The organism is Kibdelosporangium philippinense, from assembly GCF_021390435.2.
Classification (GTDB): Bacteria; Actinomycetota; Actinomycetes; order Mycobacteriales; family Pseudonocardiaceae; genus Kibdelosporangium; species Kibdelosporangium philippinense.
The window spans coordinates 1,322,644-1,343,710 of the sequence record NZ_JAJVCN010000002.1 but is presented as its reverse complement, the minus strand read 5'-3'; the positions used below and the strand labels follow the sequence as shown (position 1 = coordinate 1,343,710).

The window sequence follows — 21,067 nt, the reverse complement described above, 5'->3', positions numbered from 1 at the left end:
TCGTCGTCCGACGAACGTCTGGCGATGGGTCAGATCTCCTGGGAGAATCGATTCATTGATCGATTCAGTGAGCAATACCCCATCATTGGCATGCGCACAAGGTTCAATCGGGTCACACACAGCCCGAGCGGGGTACTAGCCTTGGTTGGCGAGTGTGTTCAATATCGAGAACGAGATGGATAGAGGCGAGTGCCAGCCGTGTCCAGCAGCAGCCCTGCGTCACAGTTCGGCCCCAATGAGTGGCTCGTCGAAGAGATGTACGAGCAGTTCCTCGCGGATCCCGCGTCAGTAGACCCCGCGTGGCACGACTTCTTCGCCGACTACAAGCCCACGCAGCAGCGGACTCAGGGTGTGTCGAGCAGCAGCGCCACAGGTGCGACCAAGACGGTCACCAAGATCGAGCCGCCTGCTCCCGACACCAACGGCCAGGCGCCAGCCGCACCCAAGGCCGCGACGACCCCCAAGGCGACAGCGCCGGCTCCCCCGAAGCCGGCGGTGAAGCCGACAACGACCCCAGCGCCGAAGCCAGCAGCCGCGAAAAAGGCCGACGACGGCGACACCAGCAAGCCGATCCGCGGCGCCGCCGCCGCGATCGCCAAGAACATGGAACAGTCGCTGACGGTCCCCACCGCGACGAGCGTCCGTGCTGTCCCGGCCAAGCTGCTGTTCGACAACCGGGTTGTGATCAACAACCGGTTGCGCCGGACCCGCGGCGGCAAGATCTCCTTCACGCACCTGATCGGGTACGCCCTGGTACGTGCGCTGAAGGACTACCCGAACATGAACCGGCATTACGCCAACGTGGACGGGAAGCCACAGCTGGTCACGCCGGAGCACGTCAACCTCGGCCTGGCGATCGACCTTCCTGCCAAGGACGGCGGGCGCACCCTCGTGGTCGCGTCCATCAAGAACTGCGAGGAGATGACCTTCGCGCAGTTCTGGCAGGCCTATGAGGACCTGATCCGCAAGGCCCGTGGCGGTCACCTGACCACTGAGGACTTCTCGGGCACCACGATCTCGCTGACCAACCCGGGCACCATCGGCACCAACCACTCGGTGCCACGGTTGACCGCCGGTCAGGGCGCGATCATCGGTGTCGGCGCGATGGAGTACCCCGCGCAGTACCAGGGCACCAGCGAGAAGGCCCTGGTCGAGATGGGCATCAGCAAGATCATGACGCTGACGTCCACCTACGACCACCGGATCATCCAGGGCGCGGAGTCCGGCGAGTTCCTCCGCCGGATCCACCAGCTGCTGCTGGGTGAGGACAAGTTCTTCGACGACGTCTTCACCTCGCTGCGCATCCCGTACGAGCCGATCCGCTGGGTGCAGGACATCCCGGAGGGCACGCTCGACAAGGCCGCGCGCGTCATTGAGCTGATCGACGCGTTCCGCAACCGCGGTCACCTGATGGCCGACACGGACCCGCTGAACTACCGCCAGCGCAGGCACGACGACCTGGACATCCTGTCGCACGGTCTGACCCTGTGGGACCTGGACCGCGAGTTCGCCGTCGGTGGCTTCGCTGGCCAGGAGCGGATGAAGCTGCGGGACGTGCTGAGCGTGCTGCGTGACTCGTACTGCCGGACGGTCGGCATCGAGTACACGCACATCCTCGACCCGGCCGAGCGTACGTGGATCCAGGAGCGCGTCGAGATCCCGCACGAGAAGCCCGACGCGGCCGTGCAGAAGTACATCCTGTCCAAGCTCAACGCCGCCGAGGCGTTCGAGACGTTCCTGCAGACCAAGTACGTCGGCCAGAAGCGGTTCTCGCTCGAGGGCGGCGAGAGCGTCATCCCGCTGCTGGACACGGTCCTGGACAAGGCCGCCGAGTACGAGCTGGACGAGGTCGTCATCGGCATGCCGCACCGCGGCCGCCTGAACGTGCTCGCCAACATCGTCGGCAAGCCGATCTCGCAGATCTTCCGTGAGTTCGAGGGCAACCTCGACCCCGGCCAGGCGCACGGCTCCGGTGACGTGAAGTACCACCTCGGTGCCGAAGGCAAGTACTTCCGGATGTTCGGCGACGGCGAGACCAAGGTGTCGCTGACCGCCAACCCGTCGCACCTGGAGACGGTCGACCCGGTGCTGGAAGGCATCGTGCGGGCCAAGCAGGACATCCTGGACAAGGGTGGCGACGTCGGCGGCTTCTCCGTCCTGCCGGTCGCGCTGCACGGTGATGCCGCGTTCGCTGGCCAGGGTGTCGTCGCCGAGACGCTGAACCTGGCGCTGCTGCGTGGTTACCGCACTGGCGGCACGGTGCACGTGATCATCAACAACCAGGTCGGTTTCACCACCGCGCCGGAGCACTCGCGCTCCAGCCAGTACGCGACCGACGTGGCCAAGATGATCCAGGCGCCCGTCTTCCACGTGAACGGTGACGACCCGGAGGCCTGCCACTGGGTGGCAAGGCTGGCGATGGACTACCGCCAGGCGTTCAACAAGGACGTCGTGATCGACATGCTGTGCTACCGGCGCCGTGGCCACAACGAGGGCGACGACCCCTCGATGACCCAGCCGGCGATGTACGACATCATCGACACCAAGCGCAGCGTGCGTAAGACGTACACCGAGGCCCTGATCGGCCGCGGCGACATCTCGGTCGACGAGGCCGAGAAGGCACTGCGTGACTTCTCCTCGCAGCTCGAGCACGTCTTCAACGAGGTGCGTGAGCTCGAGAAACACCCACCGGTGCCGAGCCCGTCGGTCGAGGAAGAGCAGCAGGTCCCGGCCCGCGTGCCGACCGCGGTGGCGCGCGAGGTGATCGAGATCATCGCGGACGCGCACATCAACCTGCCGGAGGGCTTCACCCCGCACCCGAGGGTCAAGCCGGTGCTCGAGCGGCGCGCCAAGATGGCTCGCGAGGGCGACATCGACTGGGCGTTCGGCGAGCTGCTGGCGTTCGGGTCGCTCAACCTCGAAGGCAAGATGGTCCGCCTCGCGGGTCAGGACTCCCGTCGCGGCACGTTCGTGCAGCGGCACTCGGTGGTCGTGGACCGCAAGACCGGCCAGGAGTACACGCCGCTGCAGAACCTGAGCGACGACCAGGGCAAGTTCCTGGTGTACGACTCGGCGCTGTCGGAGTACGCGGCGGTCGGCTTCGAGTACGGCTACTCGGTGGCTAACGGCGACGCGCTGGTGTTGTGGGAAGCCCAGTTCGGTGACTTCGTCAACGGCGCGCAGTCGGTGATCGACGAGTTCATCTCGTCGTCGGAGGCCAAGTGGGGCCAGCTGTCCGACGTCGTGCTGCTGCTGCCACACGGCCACGAAGGCCAGGGCCCTGACCACACCTCTGGCCGCATCGAGCGGTTCCTGCAGCTGTGCGCAGAGGGCTCGATGACCGTGGCGGTGCCGTCCACGCCGGCGAACTACTTCCACCTGCTGCGCAGGCACGCGCTGGACGGCGTGACCCGTCCGCTGATCGTCTTCACGCCGAAGTCGATGCTGCGCAACAAGGCGGCGGTGAGCGCGGTGGAGGACTTCACCTCCGGCCGGTTCATGTCGGTGCTCGACGACCCGACGCAGCCGGACCCGGCGAGCGTGCGCAAGATCCTGTTCGTGTCCGGCAAGCTCTACTACGAGCTGGCGGCCGAGCAGGCCAAGCGCGGCGTGACCGACACGGCGATCGTGCGTGTCGAGCAGCTCTACCCGGTGCCGGTGAAGAAGCTCGGCCAGATCTTCGACAAGTACCCGAACGCGACGGACGTGCGCTGGGTGCAGGAAGAGCCGGCCAACCAGGGCTCGTGGCCGTTCTACGGCTTGTTCGTGCGCGAGAAGTTCCCGGAGCGCATGGGCAACATGAAGCGCGTCTCGCGGCGCCCGATGTCGGCCCCGTCGGTTGGTTCGTCGAAGGTGCACGAGGTCGAGCAGCGAAGCCTGATCGACCAGGCCTTCGCCGACTGACGTCTTGTATAAAGATGGCTCCCGGGGCGCGTGCCCCGGGAGCCGTTTGTGTATGGAGAACCTATGTACTTCACTGACCGGGGAATCGAAGAGCTCGAAGGGCGCCGCGGCGACGAGGAAGTCACCCTCGGCTGGCTCGCGGAGAAACTGCGCGCCTTCGTCGACGCCAACCCCGACTACGAAGAGGCCGTCGAGCGCCTCGCCACGTACCTCGCGCGCGACGACGAAGACATCGACGACTAGAAACGTGGTTATCGGGCACATTCATTGAACCGTTGGGCTGATGTTGCTTAACGGCCATGGTGTGCGACAAGAGTCTCGCTTTGTGACCGAGCACACAGAACCACCACGTCCTGATGTTGGCCGTCGTGCATTGCTTGGCGGGGCGGCTGTTCTGGCCGGTGCCACCGCGTTGGACGCGCTGGCCACGAGATCAGCGATGGCCGCCACAGAGCGGAACACCAGACGCCCGCACAGCCCGGACTATGGCCCACTGGCGCCGGTTCGGGACCACACCACCGGACTTCCCTTACTACTTCTGCCTCGCGGGTTCGAATACATCAGCTACGGCTGGACCGGCGACCTGATGGACGACGGGATCCCGACGCCGTCGTTGCATGACGGGATGGCGGCGTTCCGCGCCGGGCGACGGGGTGGCGTGCATCTCGTCCGCAATCACGAAGTTGGCGGCTTCAACGGCAAATTCACTGATCCCGCTTACGATTCCGACGCGGGCGGCGGCACGAGCACGATCGTGTTCGACCCTGATGACGGCAAGTTCGAACACAGTTTCGCCAGCCTGTCCGGCACTGTGCGCAACTGCGCGGGCGGGCCGACGCCGTGGGGCACCTGGTTGACGTGCGAGGAGACGCTGGACGTCAACCCGACCACCGGTCGTCAGCACGGCTACATCTTCGAAGTTCCCGCGACCGGCAAGGGCGATCCGAAGCCGCTCAAAGAGATGGGCCGGTTCGAGCACGAAGCTGTCGCGATCGATCCGGACACCGGCTACGTCTACGAAACCGAGGACGACGGCACGGCGGGCCTGTTCCGCTTCCGCCCCAAGGTTCGTGGGCATCTGCGGGCCGGTGGTGTGCTGGAGATGCTCAAGATCGGCGACGCCACCTACAGCACCAGCGCCGACCCGGCGGGAACGGTCTACCACGAGACCAGTTGGGTCCGGATCGACGAACCGGACCCAGGCCCTGACGTGCCTCGGCCAACGGACCAAGGAATTGCCAAGGGTGGCGCGACATTCTCCCGGCTCGAAGGCGCGTGGTACGGCAACGGCCGCATCTACATCGTGTCCACCAGCGGCGGACCGACCGGCCTTGGCCAGGTCTTCGAGTTCCATCCGCGCAATGGCCGGTTGCGGGTGTTGTTCGCGTCGCCTGGGCAGGATGTTCTGTCCAATCCGGACAACATCGCGGTCAGCCCGCGCGGCGGGATCGTCCTGTGCGAAGACGGCAGCGGTGTGCAGTTCATGCACGGACTAACCGGCAAGGGAGAGATTTTCCCGTTCGCTGCCAACAATGTCGTCATCCCGAACGGTGTGCCTGGCAAGCCGGCGATCCGGCCGGGTGACTACTCGACCAGGGAATGGTGCGGATCCACATTCGACCCCATTCGTGGCAAGTGGTTGTTCGCCAACATCCAGACTCCGGGGATCACGTTCGCGATCACCGGTCCGTGGCGCGACGGCTCGCTGTGACACAGACGAGCACCTCACTGTCCGGTGTGGACAGTGAGGTGCTCGTACCCCAGCTTCTATTTGGCTTTGGGACGGTTGTAGAGCTTGCGGGCCCAGAGGTAGCCGACGGCACTGATCACGACCGCCCAGATGACCGCGATCAAGGCGTTGTTGCCGATCGGGCCGCCGGTGAGCAGGCCGCGGATGGTTTCGATGGCCGGGTTGAACGGCTGGTTCTCGGCGAACCAGCGGACTGGCGCGGACATCGTCGCCGGGTTGACGAACGCGCTGCTGATGAACGGCAGGAACTGCACGATCAGCGTCAGGCTGTTGGCGCCAGCCGGTGTGGCCGCCTTGAGTCCGAATGCGACGGCCAGCCAGGTGAGAGCGAATGTCAGCAGGACGTAGATGCCCAGCACCGCCAGCCATTCACCGACACTGGCCGTCGGACTGAAGCCAAGCAACAGCGCCACTCCGACGACGAGCACCGCGCTCAGCACTGTCCTGATCACACTGCCGACCACCTGTCCGATCAGGACGGACGAACGGGCGATGTCCATCGTCCGGAAGCGGTCGATGATTCCTTCCGCCATGTCCTGGCAGACTTTTACGGCTGTCGCCGCCGAGCCGGTGCCTGCCGACATGATGATGATTCCTGGGGCTAAGAAGTCGATGTAGTCGATTCCTTGTGGCCCTATCGCGCCGCCGAACACCCCGGCGAACAGCAGCATCATGAACACCGGCGTCGCGATTCCGCTGATGGTCATCATCAGGTTGCGTTTGGAGTGCGTGAAGTCGCGGCGCAGCATGGAGCTCGAGTCACGCACCGCGAGTGCCAGTGTGCTCATCGGCGGTTTCCTTTGCGGTCATGGCGAAGAACACATCGTCAAGGTCTGGCAGGTGCACCGACAGGCTGTCGACCTCGACCAGATCGATGGCCAGCTGGTCCAAAAGAGACCGTAGGGATTGGACTCCGCCGTCGGACGGCACGCTCAGCGTCAGCGCGTCGTCGTCACGGGTTCCGCCCAGCACATGCGCGGCGTGGTTGAGGCGTGGGATGTCCGCGAACTGCAGTCGGACGTGACCGCCGGGGATCAGCCGCTTGAGTTGGTCCGCGGTGCCTTCGGCGACCAGCTTGCCGCCGTTCAACACCGCGATTCGGTCCGCGAGTTGATCGGCTTCCTCCAGGTATTGTGTCGTAAGGAAAATCGTCACGCCGTCCTTGACCAGCTGGCGAATGATGTCCCACATCGTGCGGCGGCTGCGGGGGTCCAGCCCGGTGGTCGGCTCGTCGAGGAAGATGATCCTCGGGTTGCCGACCAAGGTCATCGCCAGGTCGAGCCTGCGGCGCATGCCACCGGAGTAGGTCATCGGTGTTTTGCTGGCCGCGTCGACCAGATCGAACTGTGCCAACAGTTCCGCAGCACGCGTGCGTCCCTCTGCTTTGGACAGGTGGTGCAGATCTGCCATCAGCAGCAGGTTTTCCTCGCCGGTGAGCATGTTGTCCACTGCGGAGAACTGACCCGTCACTCCGATCGAACCGCGCACGCCGCTCGGGTTAGCGGCTAGATCATGGCCTGCCACAACGACTTTGCCGTCGTCCGCGGTCAGCAGGGTGGACAGGATCTGCACGGTGGTGGTCTTGCCGGCGCCGTTCGGGCCGAGCAGGGAGAAGATCGTTCCTTCGGCGACTGTGAGGTCGATGCCGTCAAGCACCACCTTGTCGCCGTAGGACTTCCGCAGTCCCGCCACATTGATCGCAAGCGTCATGGTTCCTTCCTTGGCTGATGAAGGGCATAGCTCCGCCCCGGCATGAATTCAGAGAATGAGAAAGAAAAGATTAAATAGGCTGCAGCCACAAGCTCGATTCAGGCACCACAGGCCATGCCGAGAGTCACTGCCTGGTTCGAGGGATCATGCGTGCCCATACTCAGGCCGCGCGGTGCACCTTGATGTTGCCGAATCCCGTGTGGACACGAACTTCCACGGTCTCTTCGGTGTTCCCCGGCGCCTCGGTCGTCTCAAGGTTGTTGCGAACCGTGCCGTGCTTGGTCTTGAGCTCCAGCCAGGCCGCGGTTCCTTCGCGTACGCCGAATTCCACGCCGCCGTGGTTGGTGGTCAGCGAAACCGTGCCACGGACGACCTCGCCGATCCGGATGTCACCGTGCGAGTTCTTCACGGTCAAGCCAGCCGCGGCCGACTCGACCTCGACCTCACCGTTGGCCGACGTCACCTTCAGCTCGCCGGAGACCTCGCCGATGCTGATCCGGCCGTTGCTGTTCTTGACGTTCGCGGTGCCGTCCACCCGGCCGACCTTCACGTCGCCGGACCCGGTGCGCAGCTCGGCGTGTCCGGTGACCTGACCGACGACCACCTTGCCGTGCCCGCTGGTCACCGTCAGCACTCCGGTCTGCTCGAACTTGACGCCGCCGTGATCGGTCTCGTAGTGCACGTCGCCGAGCCGGCCCTCGGCGTAGAGCTCGGCCACCTGCCCGTCGGCCCTGAGCCTGCTGCCGGCGGGCAGCTCGATCGTGATGTCGAGCGTGCCGCCCTTGCCGACCATCGGCCATTTCGGTGTTTTGACGACCAGCTTGCCGTCGGAATACTCGACGATTGTTTTTTCGGCCGCCTTCCGGTCGTTACTACTGGAATCATCCCGTGGCCGGACGTCCACAACAGTGTCAACGCGATCGCTGGCGAAGATCCGCGCTTCGCCGACAGCGAGATCGAGCGTGACGAAGATCGGTTCCGGGGTCTGGAAAACAGTCATGACAGCATTTCCTTTCGGGGTGATTGATCAGCGGACCCAGCCGGAGAAGGATTGTCCTTCCCAGGTTCCGCCACGTTTCTTGGTGGCACCATCGCCGTCGACCATGGCCGCGACGGCGCGCACGAGCCAGGTGTTGATCGACACGCCGTCCCGGTTGGCCGCCTGCTCGACTCGTTGTTTGAGCTGGTCAGGGAGCCGGAAGTTGATCCGCGCGGTGGCCGCCTCGTCCGCGAGTGGCGCCATCACCGGCGCGGGCTCCGGCTCGGCGGGGCCTGGTGTCACCGGTGGCACCACGACGAAAGTGGGGTCCATCCCGCGCAGCCGGACGTCAACCGAACCGGGAGCGAGATCGCGGGTGATCTCCTCCGCGGCCGCCGAGAGGGCGCTCAGCAGGGTCAACCGCACTGCCGAGTCCAGCGGCGCGGTGAGCCGCTCAGCCAGTGCCTTTGCCTCCTCGCCGCCAGCTTCGGCAGCGACGGCCAGCTCGGCTCGGAGGTTCTCGACGTATGGGGTGAGGTCCATGGCGCTAACCATGGCACCACGATGGCACCACTGCAACCCCAAACTGATGCCACTCAGAGTTTTCACAGGTCAGGGCATCGAAATTCGTGGTGCCACGCGTGATGCCACGTGATGCCACCGCCGCGCCTTCGGGCCGCCCGATCGGGCGAGGGGAAAATACCTGATTGCAGCCGTTTGCATTATGCCCGGTAGCGCGTTGACATTCATCGAGCAATCGCCGTACCGTCGCGATCCGCGTCGTTGAAGCACGGTGATGACCGGTTCGAAAAGCACCGAAATTCCGACATACGTCGGTGTTGTTGTCATGCCTTTTTTCAAAGGGAGGATTTATGTTCCGAAAAAACGCTGTTCTGGCAGTGGCAGGTATTTCCATTCTCGGAGTACTCGCCGCGCCTGCGACCGCGGCGCCGGCGAAGGTGGCGTACGACTCGGGCACCGATGCCGTCGCGACGATCGCGCAGGCCTATCTGAAGTCCCACCCTGACCTGTCACCAGCCAAGGCACGCGCCGCGGCGCAGGCCCAGTCGGCCGGTGAGGACCTCAAGGCCGAGGTCAGCAGACAGTGGAAGTCGTTCGGCGGTGGCTGGTTCGACCCCTACACGGCGACCTACCACCTGGCCGTGACCTTGGCGTCGACCGGAAAGTCCCTCGCCGCGATCGGCGCGAGCAAGGGCGTGAAGGTCGACACCCCATTAGTGGCCCGCAGCTTCGACCAGCTCAACGCCGAAGCCGAGGCACTGCGCACCGGCACCTCCGCGCTCGCTAAAGCAGCCGCGGGCAACATCGGCGTGGACGTGCAGAACAACCAGGTTGTGGCCGCTGTCCCTGCTGCTGCCCGGCGAGCAGAGCTGAGCCAAGCCGGTGTCGCCGTCACGAACAACCAGAACCCGGCCGTCGAAGCCGACGCCTGCACCGACCGTGCGAACTGCGACGACTTCCTCGCCGCAGGCCTGATCATGCGCAACGGCACAGGCCAGCACTGGTGTTCGATCGGTTACACCGCACGCAACTCAGCCAACCAGCGGATCACCCTCACCGCGGGCCACTGCAGCACCGGCATCGGCGAGAACTGGTCCAACGGCACGGCCGTCATCCGTGGCGTCGGCTCGGTGAGCGGCCGGATCGACTCAGGCGTCTCGGACGTGACCCGAATCGTGTCCACGAACGCGTTCTACGGCAACGTGAACAGCGGCCGAATCTACATCGGAGCAGGGTCGAACACCTCCCCGGTGAAGGGCAAGTCGTTCTTCCTGGTCAACGACGTCGCCTGCCTGTCGGCCAGCTACACCAACCCGGCCCGAGCCGGAAACCCCTGCGCCACAGTCACAAGCACAAGTGACGCGGGAACCCGCGGCATGGTCCGGATCTCCGGCTACGACGCCTGCGGCGGAGACAGCGGCGGCGGCTGGTACTGGCTGGCAGCAAGCGGAAACCGCTACGCCACAGCCCTGCACAGCCGCAGCAACACCGGCTGCAACGTCGCCAACGGAACCTCATGGGCAAGCCCATTGACCGCGTTCTACTCGGACCTGACCTACGAAATCAGCTAACCACCCAAACAAGCGCGCCCGCTGAGGCCCCTCACTCAGCGGGCGCGCACCCCTCCCACCCGTGTCCACCGTTCCTGAAGCCTGTGTCCACCGTTCCAGAACACCGTGTCCACCATTCCGGCACACCGAAATACACGTTGCCGCACACCGAAATCCCTAGACCGCGACGCGTCGACGGAGGAACGCCTGCCGAATCTCCGCGATGAGCCTGATGGGGTCCTTCAGGTCAGCAACCGTCGCGCGAACCACGATCCAGCCACGCCGAACAAGGTCCTGCTCCCGCTCCAGATCGCGCGACTCCCGCCCCTCATGGGCCGCATACCCGTCGTATTCCAGTGCGACGCGCAAGTCCGGCCACGCGAAGTCCAGTCGATACCGTTCACGCCCGTCTATTCCGACGACGGCGAACTGCGGCACTGGCTCAGGGATGCCAGCGTCCGCCAGCTGCACCAGCAACCAGCCCTCCGCCGGCGACTCGGTCAAGCCGGTCGCGAGCTCAAGGAGCATCTTGGCGCGCCGATATCCGCGTTTGTCGAGTCTGGCCAGGACGCATTCCGCCACCAGATCCCGGAACCGCTCACGAGCTTCGTCCTTCTGCATCGCAAGCGCTTGCTCAAGACAGGCGAACGCGCCAGCGGGTCGCGCCCGGCACAGCATCTCAGCCAGCGAATACTCGAGGGCCAGAACTGGCAGTCCGTGCACTGTCTCAACCCGCCACGCTGCCATTCCACTGTGGTGCACGGCCATACCTTCGCGAGAACGCAGCCGACGTCTGTACGGGAGCAAAACGTGGATGGGGGCGTCATCGGCTGCCTCGCAACCGTAGAGACGCGCCGAGGTATGGCTGCTCAGGGCAGCTGGCGGGCCAGCGTGCAGGATGGCGGCGGCGGCGCGAGTCAGGAAATCAGCCGCCCGATGCCGTTCGACCAGTACTTCCTTGCTGAAGTGAACGAAAAACCCGTTGTTGAGCTTCGCCCGGATCTCGTACACACCGAACGCCTCAACCAGTACGTGCTTGAGGTGGGCGCCGTGCAGACCGCTGTTGATGTGCATACGGCCACGGTGGCCGGTCAGGTGTCACCGTGGCCAGACTGCCCGGCGCCAGGCTGTGGACAACTCCTCACCTGTGGACAACTCGCCGGAATCGCGCGGTGTGGATTTGACTGTTCAGCAACGTGCATTTCGGTGTGCCGGAACGGTGGACACGGTGTGTCGGAACGGTGGACACACTCTTCAGGAACGGTGGACACGGTGTTTTAGCGGGCGCGAGTTCCTTTGCGCCATACGGCGTGGGTTAGGGGGACGCCTGGGCGGTAGGCGAGGTGGGTGATTGAGGGGGCGTCGAGGACGTGGATGTCCGCGCGGGCGCCTTGGCGGAGGATGCCGATCTCGTGCTCGCGGCGTAGGGCTCGGGCGCCGCCCCAGGTGGCTGCGCGGACGGCTTCGGAGACGCTCATTCGCATCTGGAGTACGGCGATGGCGACACAAAAGGCCATTGAGGTTGTGTACGAGGAGCCCGGGTTGCAGTTCGAGGCCAAGGCAACTGTGGCGCCAGCGTTCAGCAGGGATTGCGCGTCTGGCAAGGGTTGGCGGGTCGACAGGTCGCAAGCGGGCAACAAGGTCGCCACGGTTTCCGAGCTGGCAAGGTCGTCCACATCGGACTTTGTGAGGTACGTGCAATGGTCGACCGAAGCGGCATTCAGCTCGACGGCAAGACGCACGCCCGGGCCATAGTCGAGTTGGTTGCCGTGGACACGAAGGCCGAGGCCGTGTTTCGCGCCTGCCTGCAACACCGCGCGTGACTGCTGGCCATCGAATGCTCCGGTTTCGCAGAAGACGTCAATCCACCGGACGTGGGGCGCGACTGCGGCAAGCATTTCGCCGCAGACAAGGTCCACATAGGAATCCGCGTCCCAGCCCTGCGGCACCAGGTGTGCGCCGAGGAACGTGACTTCGTCCACTTCGGACGAGGCCAAAACCGCGGAACGCAGTTCGTTCGGGACATCGAGGCCGTAGCCGGTCTTGGTCTCGATGTACGTCGTGCCCTGGGACACGGCTTCGGCGACGTGCTTACGGATCACCGCGGTCAGTTCTTCGTCTGATGCCGAACGGGTTGCGCCGACCGTAACGGCGATTCCGCCCGCACGGTAGGCTTGTCCGGCCATTCGGGCAGCGAATTCTGTTGTCCTGTCTCCTGCGAAGACCAGGTGGGTGTGGCTGTCGACCCAGCCGGGCAGGACCGCGCGGCCTTCCAGGTCCACCGCGTCGTCGGCCGCGGGTGCTGAGGATGCCGGGCCTGTCCAGACCACCGAGTCACCGTCGATCACCAACGCCGCGTCGTGCAGTGTGCCCAGTTCGTCGTCGTTCGTGGTCAGCTCGCCGATACCGGTGAGCAGCAAACTCATCGCCACAACTCCTCAATCGCCGCGGCCAGCAGCCGACCGACGTCGCCGACGCGATGGTGCCCGTCCTCGACTATCACCTTGCCACTGGCGATGACCGTATGCACGTCTGCCCCGGTCGCCACGAGCATCGCCTGCTCGGGCAGGCACCCCGCGGTTCGCGGGGTGTCCAACGAGATCGCCACCAGGTCGGCGAATCCCGGTTGCCAGCCGAGGCTGGCGTGTGCCGTCAGCGCCGAGAACAGCTCCGCGGGCGTGAACCGGCCGCGCTGACCCGTACGCAGCCGTTCGCCGTGTTCCAGGGCACGGGCTTCCAGCAAAGGATCGATCACCGCGTGCTGGTCGCTGCCGAGCGACAACGGTGAACCCGCGTCAACGAGTTCACGCGCTGGCCCGATCCCGTCGGCCAGGTCAGCCTCTGTCGTCGGGCAGAAGCACGCGCCGGTCCCTGAAGATCCAAGCAGCGAGATGTCCTTGGTGGACAAATGCGTCGCGTGAACTGCGGTCGTACGCGGTGACAGCGCGCCAGCCTCCGCCAGCAACTCGGTTGGACTCAGACCGTAAGCCGAAAGACACGCTTCGTTCTCCGCTGGCTGCTCAGACAAATGCACATGCAGCGGGCCAGTAGGCCACGCGGAAACCAAAGCAGACAAGGACGATCGCGGCACCGCACGGACCGAGTGGATCGCAGCGCCCGCAAGCAACGTCGAGTCGGACCGCAACGAGGAAACCCGAGACGTCCAAGCATCCACTGAGCCATCCGAAAAGCGCAGCTGCGAAGGATCAAGCGGCTGGTCGATTCCGCCTGCCAGATAACACGTGTCCAGCAGCGTCACGCGGATTCCGGCCAGCGAAGCCGCTTCCCGCAACGCCTCGGACATCGCATTAGGATCGGCGTAGCGGGATCCGCCGGGCGCGTGGTGTACATAGTGGAACTCGCCGACACATGTCACCCCGGCCAACGCCATCTCGGCGTACACGGCCGTCGCCAGCTTCAGATAGCTGTCCGGATCGAGCTTCGAAGCCAGTGAATACATGCCGGTGCGCCAGGTCCAAAATGTACCGCCGTCCGCGTGTGTACGGCCGCGCAATGCGCGATGGAAAGCGTGCGAATGCGCGTTCGCGAAACCCGGCAGCACCAAGCCAGTGAGCCGGTGCGCGTCGGGCGGGCACGGCGAATCGGGCACGACAGCAGTGATCCTGCCGTCGGCGACGTCGACAACAACGCTGGAACGCACGCCTGACGAGTCCAGCCAGGCGTGCTCACACCAATATCTCATTCGGCAGCTAGCTTCTCGAGAACCTTCGCGAGCGCTTCGACACCCGCCTCACAGTCGTCGGGCTCGGCATGTTCCTCTGGCGCGTGACTGATGCCAGTCGGGTTACGCACGAACAACATCGCGGTCGGCACATGAGCAGCCAGAATCCCGGCGTCATGACCGGCGCCAGTCGGCAGCGCGGGCACTGTGCCAAGGATCTCGGAAAGCTCGTCCCGCAACGAAGCATCAAAGTGGACGGTGTCCCCATAGGACTCTTCGGTCACGGTCAGCTCGCAGCCCTCGTCTCGGGCTGCCTGCGTGGCGGCCGCGGTGATCCGCTCGACGACCGATCGCGTCCGGCCGTCGTTGGGAGCGCGCGCGTCGAGCCAGACATCCACCGCCGAGGCGATCACGTTCGTACCACCAGGTGTGGGCACAATGCGGCCGACCGTGGCCCGTGCTCCGTCCACACTGGACGCGGCCCACCGTGCGGAAAGGATCAGCTGGGACGCTGGGAGCATCGGGTCACGCCGGATGCCCATCGGAGTGGCGCCAGCGTGGTTGCCCTCGCCGGTGAACCGGAACCGCCAGCGACCGTGCGCGAGGATGGACGTGGCCACGGCGACTGGCGCGTCCAGATCGATCAGCGCACGGCCCTGTTCGACGTGCAGTTCGACAAAGCGCCCGATCCGGGACAACGCCTCGGAGTCTTTACCGATCCGGGAAGGATCGAGCCCGGCGGCCTTCACGGCGTCCGCGAACGTGTTTCCGGCATTGTCTTTCAGATTCAACGCGACGTCAGCGGGAGTCGCACCGCTGAGCAGCCGGGAACCGAGGCATGGCACGCCGAAGCGGCCGCCCTCCTCCTCAGCGAACACCATCAGCGCGAGCGGCCGTGACGGCTGGAAACCCTTGGCCTGCAACACGTCCACCGCGGCGAGACTGGACACGACGCCGAGCGGGCCGTCGAAGGCGCCGCCACCGGGCACGGAATCCAGGTGGCTGCCGGTGACCAGGGCGTCTGGGCCTGGTGTGCCCCACCAGGCCCAGATGTTGCCGTTCCGGTCGACTTCGACCTCAAGGCCGCGTTTGCCCGCTTCGGCGGTGAACCACTCCCGTAATTCCAGCTCCGAGGTGTCGAAGCCGTGCCGGGAATACCCGCCGCGCGCCGGGTCAGTCCCGACGTCTTTGATGGCGGTCAGCAGCTCGGTCGCCGTGCTCATAGCAAGATCATGCCCGGGTCATCGGAATATGCACACCCCGTGATTGGGCAATTTCCCCCGCACGGTCGTATCCAGCGTCCACATGGCGTAGTACGCCCATCCCGGGATCATTGGTCAGCACGCGCTCGATCTTCTGCGCGGACAGGTCCGTTCCATCTGCGACAGTCACCTGTCCGGCGTGGATGGACCGGCCGATGCCGACGCCGCCACCGTGGTGAATGGACACCCACGTCGCACCGGACGCGGTGTTCACCATGGCGTTGAGCAGCGGCCAGTCGGCAATTGCGTCCGAGCCGTCAGCCATTGCCTCGGTCTCGCGGTAAGGCGAAGCCACCGAACCACAGTCGAGGTGGTCACGGCCGATCACGACCGGCGCGGACAATTCCCCGCTGGCCACCATTTCGTTGAAGCGCAGGCCGGCGAGGTGCCGTTCGCCGTAACCGAGCCAGCAGATCCGGGCGGGAAGGCCTTGGAACTCAACACGTTCCTGAGCCATCTTGATCCATCTGGCCAGCGACTCGTTCTCCGGGAACAACTCCAGGATCGCCTGGTCAGTAGCAGCGATGTCCTTGGGGTCGCCGGACAGTGCCGCCCAGCGGAACGGACCCTTGCCCTCGCAGAACAGCGGTCGGATGTACGCGGGCACGAAGCCGGGGAAGTCGAAAGCCCGTTCGCAGCCACCGAGTTTGGCCTCGCCACGCAGGGAGTTGCCGTAGTCGAACACCTCGGCGCCCTTGTCGAGGAAGCCAAGCATGGCGTCGACGTGCTCGGCCATCGAGTCGCGTGCGCGGTCGGTGAACTCGTCCGGCTTCTTGGCCGCGTAATCCGACCAGTCCTCAAGCGCTACGCCCTTTGGCAGGTACATCAAGGGATCGTGCGCGGACGTCTGGTCGGTGACGATGTCGACCTCGACCCCGCGACGAAGCAGTTCCGGCAGGATCTCGGCGGCATTTCCTACCACACCGACGGAAAGTGCCCGTCCTTCCCGCTTCGCGGCTTCGACCCGCGCGATCGCACGGTCCAAATCGGACGCGAGCTCGTCCAGGTACCGCGTCTCAAGTCGCCGTTGCGCGCGGTGCGGGTCGACCTCGATGACCAGCGCGACGCCGTCGTTCATGGTCACGGCCAACGGCTGGGCGCCGCCCATGCCGCCGAGTCCCGCGGTGACGGTCAGGGTGCCGCGCAGCGAGCCGCCGAACCTCTTGTTGGCGATCGCGGCGAAGGTCTCGTACGTGCCCTGCAGGATGCCCTGGGTTCCGATGTAGATCCACGAACCCGCGGTCATCTGGCCGTACATGGTCAGTCCGGCGGCTTCCAGCCTGCGGAACTCCGGCCAGCTGGCCCAGTCCGGCACCAGGTTGGAGTTGGCGATCAGCACGCGCGGCGCCCATTCGTGGGTACGCAGCACGCCGACCGGACGCCCGGACTGCACCAGCAGCGTCTCGTCCTGGTTGAGCTCGGTCAGCTCACGGGTGATCGCGTGGAAGCTCGGCCAGTCGCGCGCGGCCTTGCCCGTGCCGCCGTAGACCACGAGATCCTCGGGGCGCTCGGCGACGGCCGGGTCGAGGTTGTTGTGCAGCATGCGAAGCGGGGCCTCGGTTGCCCAGCTCTTCGCGGTCAGGGTGGTGCCGGTGGCAGCCCGAATGGTCACTTGATGCCTCCAGAGCGGATCAGTTCTTCGGCAGCGGCGATTTCGGGCGCGAGGTGCCGGTCCGGCCCTGGCCCGGGAACACGTGTACGCAACGCGGCGACGGCGGCCGCGGTCGCCGTCGATGGTTTGAGTGGGGCACGCAGGTCGAGCGCGCGTGCGGCGGTGAGCAGTTCGATCGCGAGGACCGTGGTCAAGCCGTCGACCGCCTTGCGCAGCTTGCGCGCGGCCGCCCAGCCCATCGAGACGTGGTCCTCTTGCATGGCACTGGTCGGGATCGAGTCGACCGACGCGGGCACCGCCAGCCGCTTGAGCTCGGCGACCACGGCGGCCTGCGTGTAGTGGGCGATCATGTGCCCGGAGTCCACGCCAGGGTCGTCGGCGAGGAACGCGGGCAGTCCGTGCGAACGGGAAACGTCGAGCATCCGGTCGGTGCGCCGCTCGGCCATGCTGGCCACGTCAGCGACCGGAATAGCCAGGAAGTCCAGTACGTAGGCGATCGGCGCGCCGTGGAAGTTGCCGTTGGACTCGACGCGGCCGTCGGCCAGCACGACCGGATTGTCCACAGCGGACGCAAGTTCCCGGTCCGCGACGAGCTCAGCATGGGTCAGGGTGTCCAGCGCGGCGCCGTGCACCTGCGGAGAGCAACGCATCGAGTACGCGTCCTGGACTCGCGTGCAGTCCGGGCCGCGGTGGCTGGCGACGATCTCGGAGTCGGCCAGGATCTCGGCCATCCGGCGGGCGGATTCGCCCTGGCCAGGGTGCGGGCGCAGGGCGTGCAACTCGGCCTGGAAGACCCGGTCGGTGCCGAGCAGGGCCTCGATGGTCATCGCCGCGGTCAGGTCGGCGATCTTCATCAGCTTGCGCAGGTCAGCGCTTGCCATGATCAGCATCCCGAGCATGCCGTCGGTGCCGTTGATCAGCGCGAGGCCCTCTTTCTCGGCCAGACTGACCGGTGTGATCCCGGCTTCCCGCAAGGCATCGGCCGCGGGCCGCAGTACCCCGTCCACCCGCACGTCGCCTTCGCCGGTGAGAGCGAGCGCGATCGAGGAAAGCGGCGCGAGGTCGCCGGAACACCCGAGCGAGCCGTATTCCTGGACAACCGGGACGATCCCGGCGTTGATCATGCCAGCGAGGGCTTCCACTGTGGACGTTTTGACGCCACTGTGGCCCATCGCGAGCGTGCGCAGCCGCAGCAACATCAGGCCACGGACCACTTCGGCCTCGACTTCGGGACCCGCGCCTGCCGCGTGCGACCGCACGACAGCGTGCTGCAGCGCGGTCCGCCGTACCGGTGGGATGTGGCGGACCGCGAGCGCGCCGAAGCCGGTGGACACGCCGTAGGTCGGTTCAGGCCGGGACGCCAGTCGTTCGATGTGCTCGCGCGACCGCGCCACGGCGCGCAGGGCGTCGTCAGTCAGACGAACGCCTACGCCATCACGAGCGACCGCGACCACGTCGGCGCGGCTGATCGGGGTGAGACCCAGGGCTACCGGTTCTGCCATTGGCCCATCACACCGCGCTGGCGGCTTTGGCACGACCTGGTAAGCGCTGATGGTGTCTGGTATCTCAGACGTTCTGCTCGTGAGTGGTTATCCATGCTCTAACCCTGATAACCACTCACGAGGGGCTTACTTGCCGACCCAGGAAAGGTCGGGCGCGGGTTCGACGGCCAGGTTTTCGGCGATCCTGCGCAGCTGGTCAAGCGGGATACGTGGGCTGCCGGACGCCTGAATCTGCACCTGGCGCCCATCGGGCAAGGTCACGGCGAGCATGCCGCTGCCTGGCTCGTCCACCGCCTTGGGCACGATCCTGGCCTCCACATCGCCCGCGCGTGCATTGTCAGGCTGCGCTTGGATCCCAGGCTCGGCAGTCGACGGCGAACCGCCCCGGACACCCACAACGGTTCTGGTGAACCCGGCGGGCAACCAGCCGAATGACAAAGCGGGCTGTACGGCCGTGGTGTTGTCCACGCCGATCGTGCGGGCCAGCTCGATGATTTTCCGCCTGGTGTCCCCCGCGGGATCGAACAGGCTCAGATGCAGCACTGTGTCCGGCCCAGCCGGCCGCAGAGTCAGCTTGGCCATCGTCTGCCGGGCATCCACCCACACCCGGGCCTGTCCCGCACCGATGACGACGCTGTCGCCTTGCGACTGGGGCGTGTCAGCGAAGTAAGGGTGCTTGGCCGTGTACATGAGCAGGCTCAGGCTGGCGACGCACTCCGGGCCGTGCTTGCCTTGCGGACAGATGTCCTTCATCCAGGTCCTGACCTGGTAGCTGCCATCCAGGCTCGCCGCGCGATTGCGCTCGGTGAACCCGGGCAGGGGCTGCAGGACGTACCGCATCTTGATGCCCTTGCTTGGCTCGACAGGCATCGGTGTGTGCGCTGGCGGAGCCGAGGCTTCGGGTTTCTGCATGGCGATCGGCAGCGCGATGCCCACGGCGACCGCGGCTGCGGCGATGATCGCGATCAGGGTCGGTCGGACCCGGCGCCTGCGCGTGCTCAACGCGTTCAGGATCGGGCCGGGGTGTGGAGTGCCTTCGACGTGCTTGGTCAGCGCGGCTTTGATCAGTTCTTCGGTCTCGTTCATGCGACTGGCTCCGTGTTGGCGACGCGCAACGTGCCGAGCGCGCGGGAGATGTGGCTTCGGACCGTGGTCACGCCGCAGCCAAGGAGTTCGGCGATCTCCTGGTCGTCGCAGCCTTCGTAGTAGCGCAGGACCACGGCGGCCCGCTGTTTGCGTGGCAACTGCGCGATTCGGGCGAGCATCGCGTCGCGCAGGTCGTAGCTGGCGATCGGGTCAGTCGTCTCGCTGACGATCTCCAACTGCGATACGGCCACGTCCCGTCTGGCCTTGCGTCTGCGCCACGACAGGTACTCGTTCGTCACCATTTTCTTCACGTAAGCAGCCGGGTGATCCAGCGCGCTGATGCGTGACCACCGCACTTGGGCACGCAGCAACGTCTCCTGCACGACGTCCTGCGCCAGGTGCGGGTCGCAGCTCAGCGCCATGGCGTAGCGCAGCAACGCGTCCAGCCGGGCGCTGACGAACTCTTCGAAGTTCACGCGCCTCCAATGCTCGGCTGACCGGATTTGTTGAGCCGGGTTAGCGTGACATTTGTGGTGACCAGTTCGGACGTGCCCGCGTTGCGTCGCGGCCTTGCCGTGCTGCGCCTGATCGCCGGGCGCCCAGGGCCCGTGTCGGCCGCGACCGTGGCCCGTGAGCTGGGGTTACCTCGTTCGACCACGTATCACCTGCTCGCTGAACTCGCCGAGGCCGGGTTCGTCACCCACCTGCCGGAAGAACGCAGGTACGGCCTTGGCGTGACGGCTTTCGAGGTCGGTTCGGCCTACCTGCGCCAAGACCCGCTCGAACGACTCGCGCGGCCATTGTTGCGCCGGTTCGCCGACCGTGTCGGGCATACCGGGCATTTGGGCGTGCTGCACGGCGCCGAGACGTTGTACGTGGTCCGCGAGCAGCCGTCCCATCCGCAGTCGCTCGTGACCTCGGTCGGTGTCCGGCTGCCCGCTCAACTGCCCGCCTCAGGCCGGGCGATACTGGCTTTCTTGCCTGCCGCCCAGGTCAGGGCCTTGTTTCCGTCGAAGGACAGCTTTGTGGCACGGACCGACCGTGGGCCGCGCGACTTGCCTTCGTTGCGTCGGATGCTCACCGCCGAGCGCCGACGCGGTTGGGCGGTGGAGGACGGGTACGTGACCGCTGGGTTCGCTTCGGTCGCCGCGCCGATTTTCGACCATGGTGGACGGCCGATCGCGGCGATCAGCGCGACCTTCCGGCATTCGTGCTCGCCCGAATGCGGGGAGACGTGGCCGGACCTGGCCGCTGAGGTGCAGAAGGTCGCGCAGGAGATGACGATCCGGGTCGGCGGGAAGAATTAGATCCGTATCCCTACGGATGACTGCCCCGATTGTTCGCGTGACCGGTTCGCTCGACAGTGGAAGAACCCTGCGTCGAGAGGATATCCGGTGAAACGAACCCTGGTGGGCTTGCTCGCGCTCACTTTCCTTGCCTGTCCGGCCGAGGCCTCGGAAACCGCTGTCTCGTTTGAAGGTGACGTGATCCCGCGCTCGTCGGACGCGG

The 21,067-nt window shown here is 65.7% G+C and carries 17 protein-coding genes; 5 read left to right on the top strand and 12 right to left on the bottom strand.

The window, feature by feature from the left end:
- Nucleotides 1-198: 198 nt before the first annotated feature.
- The 3 genes from LWC34_RS25350 (at nucleotide 199) to LWC34_RS25340 (ending at nucleotide 5,614) form a co-directional block, all read left to right on the top strand.
- The gene (locus LWC34_RS25350; RefSeq protein ID WP_233727644.1) at nucleotides 199-3,903 is read left to right on the top strand and encodes a multifunctional oxoglutarate decarboxylase/oxoglutarate dehydrogenase thiamine pyrophosphate-binding subunit/dihydrolipoyllysine-residue succinyltransferase subunit; all 3,705 of its coding nucleotides are present in this window, start codon (nucleotides 199-201) and stop codon (nucleotides 3,901-3,903) included.
- Nucleotides 3,904-3,966: 63 nt separating this feature from the next.
- Complete coding sequence (locus LWC34_RS25345) at nucleotides 3,967-4,146, top strand: DUF6104 family protein (RefSeq protein ID WP_233727643.1); 180 nt, start codon at nucleotides 3,967-3,969, stop codon at nucleotides 4,144-4,146.
- A gap of 82 nt (nucleotides 4,147-4,228) precedes the next feature.
- A complete protein-coding gene (locus LWC34_RS25340; protein WP_233727642.1) occupies nucleotides 4,229-5,614 on the top strand; it encodes a PhoX family protein in 1,386 nt (461 codons plus the stop codon).
- A gap of 56 nt (nucleotides 5,615-5,670) precedes the next feature.
- Here LWC34_RS25340 and LWC34_RS25335 read toward each other — a convergent pair whose 3' ends face one another.
- The 4 genes from LWC34_RS25335 to LWC34_RS25320 all read right to left on the bottom strand — a co-directional run bounded on the left by LWC34_RS25335 (nucleotide 5,671) and on the right by LWC34_RS25320 (nucleotide 8,885).
- Nucleotides 5,671-6,441 carry an ABC transporter permease gene (locus LWC34_RS25335; RefSeq protein WP_233727641.1) on the bottom strand — a complete coding sequence of 257 codons (771 nt, stop codon included), beginning with the start codon at nucleotides 6,439-6,441 and terminating at the stop codon, nucleotides 5,671-5,673.
- Nucleotides 6,413-7,363 (bottom strand): ATP-binding cassette domain-containing protein, encoded by a 951-nt coding sequence (locus LWC34_RS25330; RefSeq protein WP_233727640.1) that lies wholly within the window; start codon nucleotides 7,361-7,363, stop codon nucleotides 6,413-6,415. The genes LWC34_RS25335 and LWC34_RS25330 overlap by 29 nt, the downstream gene beginning before the upstream one ends.
- A 160-nt stretch (nucleotides 7,364-7,523) precedes the next feature.
- Nucleotides 7,524-8,363: a DUF4097 family beta strand repeat-containing protein gene (locus LWC34_RS25325; RefSeq protein ID WP_233727639.1), complete on the bottom strand. Its 840-nt coding sequence runs from the start codon at nucleotides 8,361-8,363 to the stop codon at nucleotides 7,524-7,526.
- Nucleotides 8,364-8,390: 27 nt separating this feature from the next.
- The gene (locus LWC34_RS25320; RefSeq protein ID WP_233727638.1) at nucleotides 8,391-8,885 is read right to left on the bottom strand and encodes a hypothetical protein; all 495 of its coding nucleotides are present in this window, start codon (nucleotides 8,883-8,885) and stop codon (nucleotides 8,391-8,393) included.
- Nucleotides 8,886-9,214: 329 nt separating this feature from the next.
- On the opposite strand from LWC34_RS25320, the gene LWC34_RS25315 reads away from it, so the two are divergent.
- Entirely contained in the window at nucleotides 9,215-10,435 is a 1,221-nt protein-coding gene (locus LWC34_RS25315) for a chymotrypsin family serine protease (RefSeq protein WP_233727637.1), read from the top strand.
- A gap of 156 nt (nucleotides 10,436-10,591) precedes the next feature.
- Here the strand turns inward: LWC34_RS25315 and LWC34_RS25310 are convergent, their stop codons facing one another.
- The 8 genes from LWC34_RS25310 to LWC34_RS25275 all read right to left on the bottom strand — a co-directional run bounded on the left by LWC34_RS25310 (nucleotide 10,592) and on the right by LWC34_RS25275 (nucleotide 20,034).
- Entirely contained in the window at nucleotides 10,592-11,488 is an 897-nt protein-coding gene (locus LWC34_RS25310) for a DUF559 domain-containing protein (protein WP_233727636.1), read from the bottom strand.
- A gap of 203 nt (nucleotides 11,489-11,691) precedes the next feature.
- Nucleotides 11,692-12,840, bottom strand: a complete 1,149-nt coding sequence (gene hutI, locus LWC34_RS25305; protein ID WP_233727635.1) for an imidazolonepropionase — start codon at nucleotides 12,838-12,840, stop codon at nucleotides 11,692-11,694.
- A complete protein-coding gene (locus LWC34_RS25300; protein ID WP_233727634.1) occupies nucleotides 12,837-14,117 on the bottom strand; it encodes a formimidoylglutamate deiminase in 1,281 nt (426 codons plus the stop codon). Before LWC34_RS25300 ends, hutI begins: the two co-directional genes overlap by 4 nt.
- Entirely contained in the window at nucleotides 14,114-15,319 is a 1,206-nt protein-coding gene (locus LWC34_RS25295; protein WP_233727633.1) for an allantoate amidohydrolase, read from the bottom strand. The genes LWC34_RS25300 and LWC34_RS25295 overlap by 4 nt, the downstream gene beginning before the upstream one ends.
- A 7-nt stretch (nucleotides 15,320-15,326) precedes the next feature.
- Nucleotides 15,327-16,970, bottom strand: a complete 1,644-nt coding sequence (gene hutU / locus LWC34_RS25290; protein WP_233727632.1) for a urocanate hydratase — start codon at nucleotides 16,968-16,970, stop codon at nucleotides 15,327-15,329.
- Nucleotides 16,967-18,472 carry a histidine ammonia-lyase gene (gene hutH, locus LWC34_RS25285; protein WP_233727631.1) on the bottom strand — a complete coding sequence of 502 codons (1,506 nt, stop codon included), beginning with the start codon at nucleotides 18,470-18,472 and terminating at the stop codon, nucleotides 16,967-16,969. Before hutH ends, hutU begins: the two co-directional genes overlap by 4 nt.
- A gap of 126 nt (nucleotides 18,473-18,598) precedes the next feature.
- A complete protein-coding gene (locus tag LWC34_RS25280) occupies nucleotides 18,599-19,558 on the bottom strand; it encodes a hypothetical protein (RefSeq protein ID WP_233727630.1) in 960 nt (319 codons plus the stop codon).
- Entirely contained in the window at nucleotides 19,555-20,034 is a 480-nt protein-coding gene (locus LWC34_RS25275) for a SigE family RNA polymerase sigma factor (RefSeq protein ID WP_233727629.1), read from the bottom strand. The genes LWC34_RS25280 and LWC34_RS25275 overlap by 4 nt, the downstream gene beginning before the upstream one ends.
- Before the next feature lie 54 nt (nucleotides 20,035-20,088).
- Between LWC34_RS25275 and LWC34_RS25270 the strand changes: the two genes are divergently transcribed.
- Nucleotides 20,089-20,865: an IclR family transcriptional regulator gene (locus LWC34_RS25270; protein WP_233727628.1), complete on the top strand. Its 777-nt coding sequence runs from the start codon at nucleotides 20,089-20,091 to the stop codon at nucleotides 20,863-20,865.
- Nucleotides 20,866-21,067 lie beyond the last annotated feature (202 nt).